General features: G+C 56.2%; 14 protein-coding genes and 1 pseudogene. 8 read left to right on the top strand and 7 right to left on the bottom strand.

From position 1 onward, the window contains the following. Nucleotides 1-9: 9 nt before the first annotated feature. A complete protein-coding gene (locus tag ACR3FE_RS21840) occupies nucleotides 10-1,320 on the bottom strand; it encodes an ABC transporter substrate-binding protein (RefSeq protein ID WP_458209796.1) in 1,311 nt (436 codons plus the stop codon). A 358-nt stretch (nucleotides 1,321-1,678) separates the two neighbouring features. On the opposite strand from ACR3FE_RS21840, the gene ACR3FE_RS21845 reads away from it, so the two are divergent. The 5 genes from ACR3FE_RS21845 (at nucleotide 1,679) to ACR3FE_RS21865 (ending at nucleotide 8,139) form a co-directional block, all read left to right on the top strand. After that, nucleotides 1,679-3,052 (top strand): M14 family zinc carboxypeptidase, encoded by a 1,374-nt coding sequence (locus ACR3FE_RS21845; protein ID WP_458209797.1) that lies wholly within the window; start codon nucleotides 1,679-1,681, stop codon nucleotides 3,050-3,052. A gap of 426 nt (nucleotides 3,053-3,478) precedes the next feature. Next, entirely contained in the window at nucleotides 3,479-4,714 is a 1,236-nt protein-coding gene (locus tag ACR3FE_RS21850; protein WP_458209798.1) for a sugar ABC transporter substrate-binding protein, read from the top strand. A 33-nt stretch (nucleotides 4,715-4,747) separates the two neighbouring features. After that, the gene (locus ACR3FE_RS21855; protein WP_458209799.1) at nucleotides 4,748-5,767 is read left to right on the top strand and encodes an ABC transporter permease; all 1,020 of its coding nucleotides are present in this window, start codon (nucleotides 4,748-4,750) and stop codon (nucleotides 5,765-5,767) included. Next, nucleotides 5,751-6,548 (top strand): ATP-binding cassette domain-containing protein, encoded by a 798-nt coding sequence (locus ACR3FE_RS21860; RefSeq protein ID WP_458209800.1) that lies wholly within the window; start codon nucleotides 5,751-5,753, stop codon nucleotides 6,546-6,548. The genes ACR3FE_RS21855 and ACR3FE_RS21860 overlap by 17 nt, the downstream gene beginning before the upstream one ends. A gap of 70 nt (nucleotides 6,549-6,618) precedes the next feature. Beyond that, nucleotides 6,619-8,139, top strand: a complete 1,521-nt coding sequence (locus ACR3FE_RS21865; RefSeq protein ID WP_458209802.1) for an aldehyde dehydrogenase family protein — start codon at nucleotides 6,619-6,621, stop codon at nucleotides 8,137-8,139. 18 nt (nucleotides 8,140-8,157) lie between these two features. Here ACR3FE_RS21865 and ACR3FE_RS21870 read toward each other — a convergent pair whose 3' ends face one another. Further along, a complete protein-coding gene (locus ACR3FE_RS21870; protein WP_458209803.1) occupies nucleotides 8,158-8,970 on the bottom strand; it encodes a creatininase family protein in 813 nt (270 codons plus the stop codon). Between the two features lie 1,308 nt (nucleotides 8,971-10,278). Here ACR3FE_RS21870 and ACR3FE_RS21875 point away from each other — a divergent pair. Beyond that, a complete protein-coding gene (locus tag ACR3FE_RS21875; RefSeq protein ID WP_458209804.1) occupies nucleotides 10,279-11,394 on the top strand; it encodes an outer membrane protein assembly factor BamB family protein in 1,116 nt (371 codons plus the stop codon). Between the two features lie 234 nt (nucleotides 11,395-11,628). Next, nucleotides 11,629-11,805, top strand: a pseudogene (locus ACR3FE_RS21880) (alkane 1-monooxygenase); the annotation flags it as partial. Between the two features lie 517 nt (nucleotides 11,806-12,322). Here ACR3FE_RS21880 and ACR3FE_RS21885 read toward each other — a convergent pair. From ACR3FE_RS21885 to ACR3FE_RS21900, 4 genes are all read right to left on the bottom strand, one after another. Then, a complete protein-coding gene (locus ACR3FE_RS21885) occupies nucleotides 12,323-12,775 on the bottom strand; it encodes a VOC family protein (RefSeq protein WP_458209806.1) in 453 nt (150 codons plus the stop codon). Between the two features lie 218 nt (nucleotides 12,776-12,993). Next, complete coding sequence (locus tag ACR3FE_RS21890; protein ID WP_458209808.1) at nucleotides 12,994-13,179, bottom strand: helix-turn-helix domain-containing protein; 186 nt, start codon at nucleotides 13,177-13,179, stop codon at nucleotides 12,994-12,996. 201 nt (nucleotides 13,180-13,380) lie between these two features. Beyond that, nucleotides 13,381-14,271: a DMT family transporter gene (locus ACR3FE_RS21895; RefSeq protein WP_458209809.1), complete on the bottom strand. Its 891-nt coding sequence runs from the start codon at nucleotides 14,269-14,271 to the stop codon at nucleotides 13,381-13,383. Further along, complete coding sequence (locus ACR3FE_RS21900) at nucleotides 14,268-14,624, bottom strand: hypothetical protein (RefSeq protein WP_458209810.1); 357 nt, start codon at nucleotides 14,622-14,624, stop codon at nucleotides 14,268-14,270. The genes ACR3FE_RS21895 and ACR3FE_RS21900 overlap by 4 nt, the downstream gene beginning before the upstream one ends. A 182-nt stretch (nucleotides 14,625-14,806) precedes the next feature. Here ACR3FE_RS21900 and ACR3FE_RS21905 point away from each other — a divergent pair, with 182 nt between their 5' ends. After that, nucleotides 14,807-16,135, top strand: a complete 1,329-nt coding sequence (locus ACR3FE_RS21905) for a M14 family zinc carboxypeptidase (RefSeq protein WP_458209811.1) — start codon at nucleotides 14,807-14,809, stop codon at nucleotides 16,133-16,135. A gap of 110 nt (nucleotides 16,136-16,245) precedes the next feature. On the opposite strand, the gene ACR3FE_RS21910 is transcribed toward ACR3FE_RS21905, so the two are convergent. Further along, nucleotides 16,246-16,701, bottom strand: a complete 456-nt coding sequence (locus tag ACR3FE_RS21910) for a helix-turn-helix domain-containing protein (protein WP_458209812.1) — start codon at nucleotides 16,699-16,701, stop codon at nucleotides 16,246-16,248. Nucleotides 16,702-16,782 lie beyond the last annotated feature (81 nt).

The following is a 16,782-nucleotide window of genomic DNA, read 5'->3' on the forward strand; positions in this document are numbered from 1 at the left end:
CGATACTATTCAGTCGTATATTTCCACAATCTTGCCAGCTGTTTGGTCGACATCCCACGTCGACGTGAATTCTTTCATCGCGTTCGTCAGTTTCGTTCGTGGTTCCGGAGCGATCGCCAGTCCATGTGCTATGGATGGCAGTTGTGTTTCTACGCGCCGAAACTGAGTTATCTGGCGACGGAAAAAGGGGGAGAATGCGGCTCGTGGTACGTCTTTTCGCGGCGGAATAGCGCCTCGCTTCTGCGCGAATCGTTTTTGCGTTTCGGCTGAACCGACGTACTGTAAAAATCGAGAGGTGATTTCGGCGGATGGGTTGTTTTTCGGAAACGGGAGCAGGTCCATACTCAGGAGATACTGATCTTCTGTCCCGGGGAATTCCATGTAGTCCCAGTCCGTTCCGAAAACGAACTCATCGTCGTTGATGAACTCTGCCGCTGCCCAATCACCCTGCTGGAAGAATGCAATGTTTCCGTTTCGAAACTGATTCGCTGCGTTGTGCCAGTTGATCGGGGAGAGCGCTCGAGGCGAGTATTCGTGAAACTGGTCGACGAGTTCGAGTGCATCTCTCACCGCCGCTTCCTTCGACCGGATGTTCCCATTCGCGATGGACTGGTGGGTGTCTACGCCGTATTTGCCTAGCAGTACCGACTCCCACAACTCGATCGTCGGCCAGATGTGTTTCGTCGCATGAACCAGTCCCTCCGCTTCGCTCTCCTCATGAACCGTTTCTACCTCGTTCAAGAGCGCGTGTGGATCGTCTATCGATTCCGGATCGATGTCCAAGTCCTCTAGAATATCGATGTTGTAATAGAGATTGTTGAGGCGGTGAATACTCAGCGGGATGGCGACAAACGATCCATCGACTTTCGACAGTTGCTTCGAGATGGGCGAAAAGGAATCCCACTTCGTCTCTCCATCCCAGAAGCTATCGTCGATGGTGGTAAGCGCTCCTGCTTCGACGTACGTTTGAAGGTTCTTTCCTGCCCATGCTTGCCATGTGCTCGGAGGGTTGTCATCGATGATCCGTTTTTTAATCGTCGTTTCCAAATCACCGCCAGCCCGACCACCGACAGTTCGTTCGGTGATCGTTATGTCCGGCGAGGATTTTCGAAAGCCATCGAAGAGGGCTTTACTCGCATCTTTTTCGATGTTTGTAGTCCAAGAATGTTGAATATCGAGCGACGCGGATTCATCTTTCGCCTTCTGCGTAGCTGTTCTCGTTTGGTTCTGTTCTATGTGAGTCGTACAACCCGCAAAACCAACAGCACCTCCTGCGCCTGCGGTTACAACTGATTTGAGGTACGCGCGACGCGAATGCATAGAAACTGTGTCTCCACTACCCGCTCGTTCGTCTTATATGGTTGCATCCTGACCCAGATTAGGATGAGAATACGAGTGGACTTCGATACTCTGAAACTAGTGGCCCTGTTAAAACCCTCAACGAGTGATAGGAATCGCGTGCTGAATAGAGAGCGTGTATCTTGCAGTGGCTCAGCGAACTGCCGAGCAACTGTCACAAACGGCGTGCTGCATGTAGAGGATGTGGTTAGCAGGGATGAACTCACTTCTCCCCGTGTAGAATGTCTCACTGTATTGCTCCGTTATCAGCCGGAGCATCTATTATAATCACTCGGGAGATAGAATGTAGTAATACATGGTCGGCTCTCCGTCACCCCCGGTGCGCACATTCGACTTTCTCGACGATGCCGTTCCCCGCTACGAGTCGTTTTTCACGGTCACCGAACACCGTAATCGCGATCGGGCACTCGCAGCCAACCACGGTCATGTCACGTACGATGAACTAGGCGAAAGCAAAGACAGCGAGACGCTCTGGGCGGTGACTGTAGGCGACGGTGACCGGAGTGCACTCCTGTTCGGTGCGCCCCATCCCAATGAGCCGATTGGCTCGATGACGATCGACTTCCTCATCCACGAACTCGCGACGAACGACGAACTACGGGAGTCGCTCGACTACAAGTTCGTCTGTGTGCCGATCGCCGACCCGGACGGCGTCCGACTGAATGAGGGGTGGTTCGACGGCCCGTTCACACTCTCGAACTATGCACAGAACTTCTATCGACCACCGCCAGATCTACAGGTGGAAGCAACGTTTCCAGTCACGCACGAAGGATACGCGTTCGACGATTCGATTCCAGCGACACAAGCACTGACAGAGTTGATCGAAACTCACCGCCCCGAGTTTATCTACAGCTTCCACAACACCGCGTTCGGGGGATGCTACTACGTTCTGTCCGAACCACTCGAACCACTTCATGACGTGCTCTTGTCGCTCCCTGGGGAATACGATGTTCCGCTTGACCGGGGTGAACCAGAGCGATTCAATGACGAGACGTTCGGGGACGCCATCATTCACCTCCCGACCTTCGTAGACCAACTCGACGGAGTACAGGATAGCGACGATGTCGAGCCCGGTGAGGTGCTGCTCGGCGGCAACGCCTACGATTACGCCAGCAGGTTCAACGACGACGTCGTTGAGTTCATCGTCGAATTACCATACTTCTACGACCCACAGATTCAGGATCTGACCAAACTGGAGCGGTCCCGTGAGGATGTCATCCGTGAGGGAGTCCAGCATCGACGACCGCTCATCGAGGCGATGAAGCGTGCAGTCGAGTCCATCGGTGATTTGCTACAGGATACGCCGATGGCCCGGGAAGTGACAGGCGTCGCCACCTATTTCGAAGACGAGTACGAAGCAAAGGTCGAGTGGGCGGAGTCAGTCGCGGAGACGGACGAACCGGCGACCGTCGCACAATGTGTTGACGAACGCTATCTCCGACAGTACGACCTGTTGGTATACGTCGGAATGTTATTGCGGTGCATCGACCACGCCGCGATGAGCGCGGAGATGGATACCCACACGACGCTTATTGAAACAAAACGGGCACTTGAGGATGTGTTCCACGAACGAATCGGAGAACTGCACACCGAACTTGAGTACGAGACGATTCCTATCTGGAAACTCGTCGCGATTCAGGCCCGTGCAGGGCTCATCGCGCTGGACTATCGGCAGAACCGCCCCAAAAAGTGATAACAGTCTTGTCGAGGATGATTCGACTTCGGGGTTGACTTCCTCCCACGACTAAAGTCGTGGGCTTTCTTCTCGACTTTGTGTAATGCCGTAGAAGTTCTCCTTGAACGTCTGTGAGGAGCAAGGCGCTGTACAAGAACTCGATCACCTTCAACTGGCTTGGTCACACGCTCGCGCCAGCATCCGCGCCTCATATGAGGTGAGGATCTTAGTATTAGATATATTTCTATTTTGTCATTACGATGTCCGAATGACATGGTTTCATGGACTCAAACTTTCGATATACTGCGGGACTCCCCGATTCAGCCCTGCGGAAATTAAGTTGATGAAAAGAATATTATAGTGAAGATTCTTTGAACTACTCCATGGACGGCTGTGTGATAATAGTTAACTATTAACATTCCATAGGCGGTAGTTCAGTCTTGCATGGTGTCACAAAACAAAGAGAGGTCGTATCTCGACCGACGCTCGTACCTGAAAGGCGTTGGTGGTGCGACCGCTCTGGGAATGGCGGGGCTGTCGGGGTACGCGAGACAGGATGGCCCGCTTAAAGTCGGTCTCTCGACACACTTCACGTCTGGAGCGTGGGTGACCGCGGTTGTCGAAGCGACACGATTCTACGCGGAAGACCAGGGGTTCAACTACAACCTGTTCACCACCGGCGGCGAGAGTCAGAAACAGATTTCTGACATCCGCCAGATGGTCAACCAGAATTTCGACGGCATCGTCCTGATTCCGTTCAACTCGCAGGCGATCGGGTCAGTTGTCGAGGAAGCGACCGATGCTGGCGTCCCAGTGTTTACGGTCGATATCGACGCTGCGACGGGTGCAGACAAGATGCACTTCTCGTGGGATGACGAAGCCGCGACACGCCGCGCTGGTGAGATGTTGGTCGAGAATCTCCGACAACAGAAGCCGGATCAAGATCAATATCAAGTGCTCGAAGTGCGCGCACCACCAGGCCGCGATATCGCTCGCCTCCGACACGAACCGTTCGTGAACCTTGTCGACCAAACAGATGACGTCACTGTCGCCGGGACGATCGTCGGTGACTGGGTGCGGGAAACGTCCAAACAGCGCACGCGGGAGTGGATCAACGCCAACCAACCACCGGACGCGATCTACTCGGCGAACTTCCTGATGAGTCTTGGCGCCCTTTCGGCGCTCCAGGAGATGGACTTAGCCGTGCCTCGTGGACAGGATGGGCACATCGTGATGACGCAACTCGATGGGTCACAGAATACCCACGAGATGATTATGGAGGGATTCATCGATGGGGCCGTCGACCAGCCGAATTACTTCTACGGCCCACTTGCACTGGCGTATCTCGAACGCTACGTCAACCAGGGTGAATCGGCACTTCCGTCGCAGGGCTCGACCGTGACGTCGACGAAAGAGCCAGTGACTGGAACGGGCAACCAAACCACAACGACCACAACGACGACAACGACCACGAACGGCGGTGGCGGGCAGACGATCACCATCGAACCTGCTCAGCATCGAGGTGTCGAACTGTGGCAGGCACCGATCTGGTCACCGGCAAACGTTGGTCAAGCGATGAACCACCGCCAGTTCGTGACGAGTCACGTCGAAATCACCGAAGAAAACGCCGACGCGCCATATCTGTGGGGGAACATCTGGGGACCAGACGCGTCCATTTAGTGACGACCCCTTCCCCTTCGGACATTCATTCCCATGAGTACGATCAACGTCGTTAGACGCTCGGTGGATATCGACGAGTTCCTGCTGCGGGTGCTCGAGAACATGATTTGGCCGATATTGCTGGTGATGTCGCTGGCGATCTGGCTGGTCGTTCCGCGGACGTTTACGAATCTGCGGTCGTTCGAGTTTATCCTCCACGGATCAGTCGGACTCGGCTTCGTCGCACTCGCTGAAGCGGTCTGTCTCATCTCCGGCCACTTCGACCTGTCCGTCGGGTCGATCGCCGGGTTCTCCGCGATGCTGGCAGGACTCATCGTCTCGGCGAACAAGTGGGCCCTCGTCTCCGATCCGCTCGTTGGTGTTCTCGTTATTCTTGCGATCGGGCTGGCCGTCGGTCTCGTTAACGGTGTAATGGTTGGGAAGGTGGGTATCAATCCATTCCTCCAGACGCTCGCGTTCCTGATCATTCTGCAAGGCGCAAAGCTGAGCCTGAGTACGATTACCGTCACCGGCTTGCCCGAGGGGTACGTCGAAATCGGGAATTCTCCCGAGATATCGGTCGGTCTCCTCGTCCTCACGTTCGTCCTCGTCGGGTTCGTGATGAAATACACCACGTTCGGGCAAGCGATCTACGCGGTCGGGAGTGACAAGGAAGCCGCGCGTGCAGTCGGTATCAACACCGAATGGATGATAATCGCGGTGTACGGCATCAGTGGCGTACTCTCCGCTGCTGGTGGGTTGATGCTCACCGGCTTCATCAGTGTCGTCCCGCCGACCATCGGTGACGAACTCGTCTTCCCGGCATTCGCTGCTGCCGTCATCGGTGGGGTCAGCCTCTTCGGTGGTCGCGGCAAGGTCACTGGTGCACTCGGTGGTGTCCTACTCCTCGGTGTGATTCAGGCTGCGCTCAATATCAGCGGCACCCCGCCCGAACAGGTGACGCTGGTAAACGGCCTCGTCCTCTTCGGTGCGATTTTGTTGTACAGCTCGCGGCGGCGGCTGCGTGAACGAATCCTTTCACGGCAGGTGGAACCACGTGACTACGGACGATAGCCTCGAGACGACTGCAACGGACGAGCGAGACGACCGACCCGAGAAAGCCCGCTTCGAGGACGTCACCAAACAGTTCGGACGGGTAATCGCCGTCGAAGACGTGACCCTGCCGGTTTACGAGAACGAAATCCTCGCGCTCGTTGGGGACAACGGCGCGGGAAAGTCGACGCTGATGAACATGCTTTCTGGCGTCCACCGGCCGACCGCCGGTCGTGTCATCTTCGACGGCGAGCCGGTACAGTTTTCGAACCCGAGTGAGGCTCGCGAGCGGGGTATCGAGACCGTCTATCAGGATCTGGCATTGATGGACGACCTCGACATTGCCACGAACATCCATATGGGGAAGTTTCCGAAGCGACTCGACGTCGGCCCGTTCGACGTCATCGACTGGAACCAGACGTACGAGAATACGACCGAGATTCTGGAGTTTCTCCAGCAGGATATCCGTCCGACCACGGAGGTGGCGTTTCTCTCCGGTGGCCAGCGCCAACTCGTCGCAGTGGGGCGGTCGCTCTTGTTCGACCCGGAAGTCCTCATTCTCGACGAACCGACGAGTGCCCTCTCCGTCGCAGGTACCGAGTTGGTTCATGAAACGATGCATCGATTGAAGGATGAAGGGCACACGCAAATCGTCGTGAGTCATAACTTAGAAGACGTGTTCAACCTCGCAGACCGCATCGCCGTGATGTATCGTGGGCAACTGGTAGCGACGGTCGATCCGGACCAGACTGACAAAGAGACGGTGACGGACATGCTTACGAGCGGGAAACCGTCATCGTAGGTTTGCCCTGGATTGTAGTTCGGTTCTCCACAGGGCTTATATCTGACAACGGGTGATGGTAACACGCATCATGACTGATGGGGGGAGCGTATCATCGACCGAACTGGGAGACGGATCGACGTTTGCGATGTACATCGCTGGGGAACCGACAGTAAGCGAAAGTGGCGAGACGTACACGGTCACGAATCCGGCGACGGGGGACGCCCTCGGCGAAATGCCCGCCGGGACGAGAGCGGACGCTCAACGAGCGATCGATGCGGCACGAGAAGTCACGTCAGACCTCGAGTTCATGACGGCGTTCGAGCGCGCCGAACTCTGTCACGAACTTGCCGACGCCATCGAATCGAACCGTGATTTTCTCGCCGAATGGCTGACGAAAGATCAGGGAAAGCCACTCTCCGAGGCGAGAGTGGAGGTCGATCTGTGTGCGAAGGAGTTCCGGAATGCGGCTGAGGATGTCAAGCGGGACGAAACAGAGGTAATCCCGTCGGAAGACGCCGGGAAACACATCTACACCATCCGCAAACCACACGGTGTCCTCGGCGTCATCACACCGTGGAACTTCCCGTTGAACATCCCGGCGGAGTATCTCGCACCTGGCCTTGCCGCTGGCAATAGTATCGTCTGGGTGCCAGCGCCGACCACGTCGGTCGTTGCGACCAAACTGTTGGAGGTGTTCGCGGAGACGTCACTGCCTGATGGCGCACTCAATCTCGTCACTGGTGAAGGGCCGGTCGTCGGAAACGAACTCGTCGTCAATGACGGCACCGATGTGATCGGATTCACGGGCAGCCCTGAGACGGGCGAAGCGATTGCACGGGACGCTGGAACGAAGCCGACGCTTCTCGAACTCGGGGGGAATGGCCCCGTCATCATCCTCGATGACGCCAACCTCGACGCGGCGGTCGAAAGTACATCGTTCGGGTGTTTCAGCAATGCTGGCCAGATCTGTTCCGCGAGCGAGCGCATCCTCGTCCACGAGGATGTTCACGACGAATTCGTCGACCGCCTCGCCGACCACGCACAGCAGTTGACACTCGGCGATCCAACGGCCGAGGAAACAGATCTCGGCCCGCTCAACAACGATGGTGTTGCCGACAAGATGGATCGCCACATCGAAGACGCGACCGAACAGGGTGCGACGGTCGTCACAGGGGGTGGACGTGCAGACGATTTGCCGACGGATCGTTACTACCAGCCGACGGTTCTCGACGACGTCACGACCGAGATGACGGTGAACTGGGAGGAGTCGTTCGGGCCGATTGCGCCGATCATCACGTTCAGTAGCTACGACGAAGCGATCGCAATCGCCAACGGAATCGACCTGGGACTCACGTCGAGTGTGTTCACCAGCAACATCGAACTGATGTACTACTTCGCTGAGCGTGTCGAGACGGGCATCGTCAACGTCAACGACAGCAGTGCATACTGGGAGATCCACACGCCGTTCGGCGGGTACAGTGGCAAAAACAGTGGCCATGGTCGAATCGGAGGCAAGTACTCGCTCGAACAGCTCTCGCAGGTAAAGACGATCGCCGTCGATCACGAAAATGCCGCGTCACCGCTCGACCGGGAGAATGGGGTGGAATAGCTCATTCCGGTTGGCGAGTCACGTTTCGCCGGTCGTCTGCTCGTGGATCTCCTGGAGGATATCTCCGAGCGTATCACAGAGGTGGTCGAAAAGCCGCTCTCCTTTGTCTGCACTCGCTAATCCGGGGTCACCGATTGCGCCCGACGATGAGTACGCATTGAACGGCCGATAGACAGACAGTGGGTCGCTTTCCACCAAGTCGACCGAAGCGTGTTCGTATGGTTCGTCGGGATACTCGCCTTCGATGCGGTCTTCGCGAACGAGGTCGGGGTGGAGATGCATGAGAAGCGATGTTTCGAACTCGCCTCCATGCGCCATTCCTCCAGTATCGCTCTCGCGGATGTCGTCGACGAACGATGTGGCGAGTTCGAAGTACGTCAGACTGAGGATTTCGTGGTCTGGATGTGCGACGCCGATAGCACTGGTCACGTCATCCACGAGCGATGCATTCCCGCCGTGACCGTTGACCAGTAGGAGCGCGTCGAAGCGGTTTTCCAGCGCCGAATCAGCGATCTCCGTGAGGACTTGACGAAGCGTCTCGTTGTCGAGGGTGACGGTTCCACCGAATGGTAAGTGGTGGGGTGAGTATCCAGTCCAGACCGGTGGTGTCACGAGTATAGGGAGGTCGTCGGCGACTCGGTTTGCACTTTCTGTGACGATGGCATCAACCAGGATCGTGTCGGTGGCAACTGGGAGATGTTCGCCGTGCTGTTCGAGGCTTCCGATCGGCACGACGAGAATCGACCCACGTTCTGATGCAAGTTTCGTGATTTCGGGTGCGGTTTTCCCGGCCCACGAGATGGCTGATTCACCGAGATGGTGGTCGGTCATGACACTGTAATCGGTATGCAGCCGCATAAATCACGGCTGTGATCGGATTGCTATTGTCCGAAATGCGCAAGTAGTCTCTCACAGAACCCATCGGGATGGTTGAACGCCTTTTGATGGACACCTCGTCTTCGATTGTTCTCATCGAAGCCCGCTCATCTTGCGTCGATGACGATATCAATCCATAATCGGAGTGAGGAGACGAGGAGTTGCGAGAAAACCTCTGCGCTGTTACTACGCCACCATCGATGGTTCATAATCGGTCTGAACCCCCGTAAGGAGAGAAAATAGTTTTCACGCGAAACCTACCTAGGAATGCAACCGCACTCGAGTGGAATCGACTGCGAAGCTCAGAATGCCCGAGTTCGTGGCCCGCTGGGTTTGCCAGCAGGCCGTCGAAGGGCTTGCACCATGGGCTCGAACCCCCGTGTGAATCTTCATAATCGGTCACCGTCTGCTGGTTTTAGGTGATTATGAGATCTCGATGTGGCTACTGGGCACTCGAATCCAATCGGGAGACTGCGTAGTGGTCATCGGCCACCATGTCCTGCTGACCAGGCAGTCATCCATAGACTCTCCGTTTTCGTTCCTCGTCGCATTTTCAGACCCAGATTACAGCTCTCCTTGCGGGAAAGCAGACCGATTATGAACGTGGCTCGACCGGAGTTCCATAGTCAAAACCGTCTCTCGGCCGATCTGAACGCGTTACATTGATTATGATTCGTGGGCCGGACGTCACTGACGTTGCTCAAAAGCATCTGGTCGGGGACAATGAGACTGGTGTGCCAAACGTACCCTCATAGATGGGCGAAATCGCTGAAGGAGCCACGAACGATCCGATGCAGCTCGCTTTTTCAATGACTCTAAGGATAGCCTCAGTGGGCGTACCATCATGCGTTGGCGAGTATACCCCCCTTCCGTTGCATTCTGGATCATAGTTTCCCTTAGCGGAGGTATTGGAGACCAACGTCCTGCGAATTTTGACCAATCCATCAAATTCAAACGGTTTACCCCTCCCATATTGGCGTCTGACCACCGCCGCTCAGTAATTGACCGAATTCATTCAGCAACAAATACTTAGCAGTTAAGATATACACGGTATGTAGAATGCCCTCACCCCGACGAACGTTCCTCACAACTACTCTCGCTGTTACCACTGGCTGTATCGGTCTGCGCTCAGGGACTGATTCCTCGACTGTGAATGGAACGAACACGTCCACCGGATCCACATCAACGTCACCCAAGTCAGAATCTGGTGACGCCCCTACATTCGCACACTGGAGCCGGGAGATACCAAATCGTGAGCTCGCGTTGCTGTCGCTCGGCGGGGGCCCACAGACGCCCGCACTCTTCGTCGGTAGTACCGATCCCGACGATGTATCGACCGACGCCCACGCACTCCACGCACTCTCCCTGCAGAAGGGACACGAGCAGTGGCGCGTCGACCTCTCGAACCCAATTCAGACTGCACCCCGATACACCGGTACCGAAGCGGCACCGCGACTCATCTTCGCGACTGGGCAGGAGAGTCTTCACGGCACTGCGTTCGAGATTCACGCTGTTACACCCGACACCGGTGATCGTGCCTGGCAATTCGATATCGACGACCGCCGGTTCCTCTTTCCGATTGTGACCACCGAGAAGACTGTCTTCGTCGGCCAGCGTGACGATCAGCTTGCCGAGAGCGGTGAGCACGTGTACGCACTCGACGCCACTACTGGCGATGAACGCTGGCGAACCGAAACAGGCGATATTTCCCACCACGGGAACACCCACCGCCGTGATACCTTGCTCATCAAAACGTCTCGTCGTGTGAGTGCCTTCGACTCCACCAATGGCGATGAACGCTGGCAAGCCACTGCCGAGAGCGTCGGCTACGACAACCGCGCTGAGCGAGTCTTCGTCGAGTCAGACAACTCAGTCCGGGCGCTCAAACTGGCTGATGGAAGCGAACTCTGGCGCCGGGACTTCGACGTCGGTATCTCCAAGCTGACGACGCCACGAGCGGCGATGGATGAAACGGTGTTCGTTGGTGACTTCGACGGCCGCTTGCACGCACTCAGCCCGTTGGATGGAACGACGCGGTGGACGCTTTCGGTTGACAGCGATCAGTTCTATCCGAGTGTCGAACGAACCAGTGAGCAACTCTACGTCGCTGGTGCGGGAGTTCATGCAGTCGATCCCGTCTCCGGTGAGCGACAGTGGTCGTTCACGCCAAATGTCGAAGGATATGTCGACGTTGGCGCCTCACGAACGATTTTCGCAAGCACCGACCGACGCTTGTGGGCGCTTAACCCAGAAACCGGCGAGGAGCGCTGGGCGTTCGCACCCGGCGGCGAGTTCGCGGGCGTGGCTACCGCTGGTAGCGTCGCGTTCGTCGGCGTCAATGGGACGGTGTATGCGCTTGATGGAAGCAAATCAGCATAGTACTCGTCTCACAGCTCCGTACGTCCCATCCTATGGATCATCGTTCTTATCGATGGGAGCCGCATCTCTCCCGTCTTCGCCGAGGCGTCAGTCACGAATGGACACGTGAGAAACTGCTGCTAGTCAAATCATTAACACTCGCAATCTCCGTGGCCGGATTTGGATCACTCTGTCGTCAAACTCTCGCCGGCCGCCGACAGTGCCCTTGGAACGGAGCAACACATCGAGAATCCCGACGAGTGGCCGCGAGCGATTTCCGGCAGTCCCGACACGCTCGCCGATGTCTTGGAGCAACTCGCTGACCGTGTGGGCGTCGACGAAGTCATGATCCAGCACGCGGTCGCCGACCACGAGGACGCGCTCCGCTCCCACGAATTACTGGCCGACGGCATCGGACTCACACCTGACTGATGCGTGGCCGTCGCTGCTGAATGGACACTCCCAGATGACTAAGGTACCACTCGTACTGTGAGTAATCGAGAACCATAGTAATAAAAAGAATAAATATACAATGCTCCAATTCGTGGCAGTAATCTCTATTAGCTATGCTATCAACCGTTATATTGGCGGGAAGGTTGTCGGAAGGAGAAAGCACATGTTGCACCCGCTTTCCCCTTCGCCTGTCATCGCATTGTTGCGGTTCGATTCACGATAGTGCCAGCATCGGCCACGGAGTGCCAACCACCGCAGCGCTATCGTGATAGCAGTACTCACGCATCGAGGGCGGTGCCCAAAGACCAACCTACGCAAAGGATCGAGCGCGAGGATATTCAATCGGTCTCGAGTGTCCTCGAAATTCGTGTACTCGGACGTGATGACCAGCAGTTCCTCGCCCAGGATGCGGGGTTCGTCGATGGCCCATTCTTGGAGATTCTGATATCGCCGCTCGTCGCGACCAGATATGGGAGTCGGAGAGCCGTATGGTCGCCTAGCTCGCCCCCTCGGAGGCTATCTGCTCGGCGAGCTCGACGATCAATCCTTCAGGACCGCGGACATAGCAGAGCCGATAGGTGTCCTCAAAATCGCCGACCTCGCCGACCGTGTCAAAGCCGTTGTCTCGCAGTCCGTCGACGATCGTGTTGAGGTCATCGACCTCGATGGCGATGTGCCGGAAGCCCAGCCGGTTCGCCGGCAAGGGGTGGGCGCCCTCGTTGTCGGCCGGCGCATAGTACTTGACGAGTTCGAGCTTGCCGCTGCCGTCCGGCGCTCGCACCATCACCACCTCCGCTCGGACGCCGTCGAGCCCGTTGATCTTGTCCACAGACTCGCCCTCGACCAGTGCCCCGCCCTCGCGCTCGAATCCCAGGGCGAGAAAGAACGCGGCCACGGCGTCAAGGTCATCGACGACAACACCCACATGATCGAGACGCAGCATCCCCATATCAGTCACTCCTAGGAGTTCTGCTCTATTAGAACCTTTAGCAGCATCTGGGGATGCCGACAAGCTAGAATAAAGCCACACAGTCATCCCTCAGACCCACCCCGTCGCCCAGAGGAGCGAAATAATCGCTTGGATTGGCGAGAAATCGTTGATGTCACGTTAGTATGGGTAGAGATTGACTTCACTCCCGACTCCCTTGATTCGTCTCCCTCTGCAGCCTAGGAGATGAACTCCTTGATAATCCGGCCTTCAGCCCGATGCAGAACGCCACTAGCCGCCGATTGATTGACCCCGAACGTTTCTGCAAGTTCGACGAGCGTACAGCCACGAGGACTGTCGTAGTAGCCGCGTTCAACCGCTTCAGAAATGAACTCCCGTTGGCGCTCGGTCAGGAGTCCGCTCACATCGTATGAGTGAGTGACCGACACGATTTTATAGGGGATGTCAGCCGCCGCTAACCTGGCTAATACACGTCGACATACACACCGTTTGTGACAAAAGCTCGGCAACTCGTTGAGCCGGTGCAGGATATAGCGCGCGACTCAGTCAATCCTCCCAACAGATTGGATGAGTTACTTCTCCCTACAAAGGCTCTCACTAGGCGACTAGCCCGCTCTATTCACGAGGAAGACACCCAGAACGAGAAGTGCACCCCCACCGAAAATGCTGATACCAGTGCTCTCTCCAAGGAGTACGGACCCGAGCACAATCCCGACAAGCGGTTGAGCAAAGAAGTATACGGCGACCGTACTTGCATCTGCGTACTCCATCCCCTTGTACCAGCAATACCACGCTGCCGCAGTACTCAGGAGTCCGAGATAGAGAACCGCACCGATAACGGGAAACGTTATTGAAACTGAACGCAAGGCGGTCGGATGCATATGCAGTTCGAGCGGAACTAGCGCTCCGAACAACGGGACCGACAGGACAGTCGCGTACGTGGCCGTTTCGAGTGCGGAGTAGCGTTCAATGAGCGGCTTCCCGAACGCGGAGAAGGCAGCAAAACTGAACGCCGAAAACAGCAGGAGGCCGACACCGAGGAGGTTCCCGTTCGTAAGCGTACTCACGTCGTACTGGCCTAAGAGGACGACGAGCGTCCCAACAGACGCGAGACCTATCCCAACAATCTTCCCTCGTGTGAGGTGTTCCCCGAGCGTTGTCACTCCGAGTCCAACCATGAACACGGGGGTCAAGACAGTAAGCAAAGACCCTTGACTCGCGTTCGTCAGATCCGTGCCGACGAACTGTGTCGTGAGCGCTGCTGTGAGCCAGACCGCTAGCGTAGCGAATCGCCGCCACTCCCGACGAGAAAACGAACGGTTCGGTGTCGTCAGACGAACACCCAGATAGAGGACGATCGCACCGATCACGACCCGAAGAAACGCTAACGTAAGGGGAGGAATCTCACTGAACCCCCACTTGCTGACGACGTACATCCCGCCCCACAATACCGCAGCGAGAAGTGGAGCAGTTGCTAAGATTCGCTTGCGGTTCATCGACTGAATATGTGTTCTCGGCCATGAGAGTAAGTGAGTGGACCGACTACGGCTTCACCATGAGCGGTGATTGTATCGATTGCATCCGTCTCATCGAACCCTACCTGGAGGGTCGAATGGGAGTCGTGTTCTCGTTTCAACTCGAAGTGCTGCATCGCCTCGGTATCCCTGAGCACCCGAATACCAGCCTCCAGCTTGGATTGATCCTCTGAAGAGGACTCACCCCACAGCTCCCACTGGTGGGATTTCGGCGAGTAGTTCCAGTATGGAGTGGTAAATGTCACTTCGTGGTCGGCAGACGCTCGTGCGAGCGGGTAGTCGTCCTGCCAAAGGTCGAGCGTAACACGATACATACCGGGGCTTGGTTCGACTCACATTAAATGGTTTCACAGAGCTTCCTGTGAAGTCAGCACGTCACACCCATCACCACCCCAAGCTTGGACACCAGAGGAGCTACAGTGTATCACTAAACAACAGTAATTTTCTATTAACTTAGCGTAAATATTTTATTGCTATGGGTGATATATCCAATGATATGCGTCGACGCACCTATCTGGAAGCAACGGGCATTGTACTCGGTGGCCTCGTTTCGTCCGGCACTGTAATCGGAAACAGTGCTGATGACCGCCGTGGAGACTACCGGCCAGGAGGGCCGTGGCCGGGCAATGAGCAGGCGTACAATCTCAACGCCTTCCATTCGAACGAAGAGCTCACAGGTGAACTGAAGAAGATCGACCAGCAGAGCGACCGCATTACGCTCACAGAAATCGGACGATCAGCTGGCCGTGGCGATCCGCTCTGGGAAGTGACCGTCGGTGATGGCACTACAAGCGTTCACCTCATCAACCAGATTCACGGTGACGAGCCGGTCGGGACGGAAGTTACCCTCAAGTTGATTCGCGAACTCGCGCTCGGCAACTCCAGACAAATCGAGCGATTACTCGACGGACTCACGTTCACCATCATCCCTCGGGTGAACCCAGACGGGGCGATGTTCGAGTACGATATCGACGACGACGGGAGAGAGGAATGGATCGGCCGCCGGACGAACACCCAAGCGTGGCAACCAGGTGACTCGAAGTACGAACCGTATTACCACTACGCCGTTCCCGACGATGCGCCGCCAGGCTACGACATGAACCGTGATTTCAACATCTCGCTCAACGCTGACGCCATCGACGACCAGACGGCGTCGTGGTTCCAAGAGCGGTACTACGATGTGGAATACGAAGGATACACGCTCCAGAGTAGCGGGCTGATGCTCACACCCGAGGTGCGCGCAGTTGCTGCCTCCGCACTCCGTGCCGATCCAGATTACGCTATTACTCACCACCATCAGGGTCGATATCTCTATCCGGGCTCCGGTGACGGGAATCAACCACCGAAACAGACCATCATGAGCGTGATGCCCGCATATGGCCCAGTATATCGTAATCGATCTCCATTCAACGATCCCGACGCACCGGTTGAGCAGATCGTCGACCCGTTTATCGATGCAGAAACGAGCGAACGGTCGCTCCAGCTGAACGTGCTCATTGAAAACGCACTCGCCGAACGTGGCGATAGCATCTTCGACAGTATTACTCGATACGGGTACTATCCGCTGTGGGGATCGTATCTCGATACGGTCTGTCCGCAGACAGACGCGGCAGGGCTTCTCTACGAAGTGACCGGGCAGACTGATGACCGAGGTCAGCAAGGCATCGGACAGATGATTCAGGCGACGACCGTCGGTTTCATGGCAACATTCGAAGCGATGGCTGACGGGTCCATCGCAGACGTTGACGCAGAGAAATACTGGGACATCCCACTCACTGGTGACTCCCTCGACAATCCACATGGCGTCGACGTTCCTACTCGCTAACCACGTAATCTCCTCTCGTGCTCACTTTCGCATGATCTGCATTTTCAACCAGAAGAAAGCACTCCGTGCACGCGAAATGGTTGTTGACGAAGCGTCGAGAAAAAGCGAGCTCACTTGCTGTACTTGTCTTCGAGTGCGGATTCTTCACGGGCGAGGATTTTGACTCCCTCTCGGATTCCTTCCGTTAAGACGGTACGGCCCATGTCCGTGAGCTCGTAGTACGAGTACGTTTCTTTCGTCCCGGTGTTTGGGTCACGTCGATTTCGGATGAGGGCAACGTCCTTGAGCGTGCGGAGCGGATAGTGCAGCGCGTTATCTGCTTCGCCAAGTACCATCGAGAGTTCGCTCGTACTCAGTTCATTGCTCTCAGCAAGCGCAGTGAGGATCTTGAATTGCTTGGGCTTGGACGCAACCTCGTACATCTTGAGGTAGTCCTCAATGTCGAAGATACTGTCTTCGGGCAACTCAACGTCAAGATCAAACCCGTTGCCATCCTCTTTGTCTGGACGGTCCACTCGCTCCAGGGAGCCGCCATCGGTCATCGGTGTGGGCTTCGGGGTTTCCATTACAGTTGGTACTTCGAGAGCGACCACATTAAATGTTTTTACTCCGGTGTAGCGGGTCGCCTCGGTGCCTACAATCCACAT

The organism is Haladaptatus rarus (genome assembly GCF_054177585.1).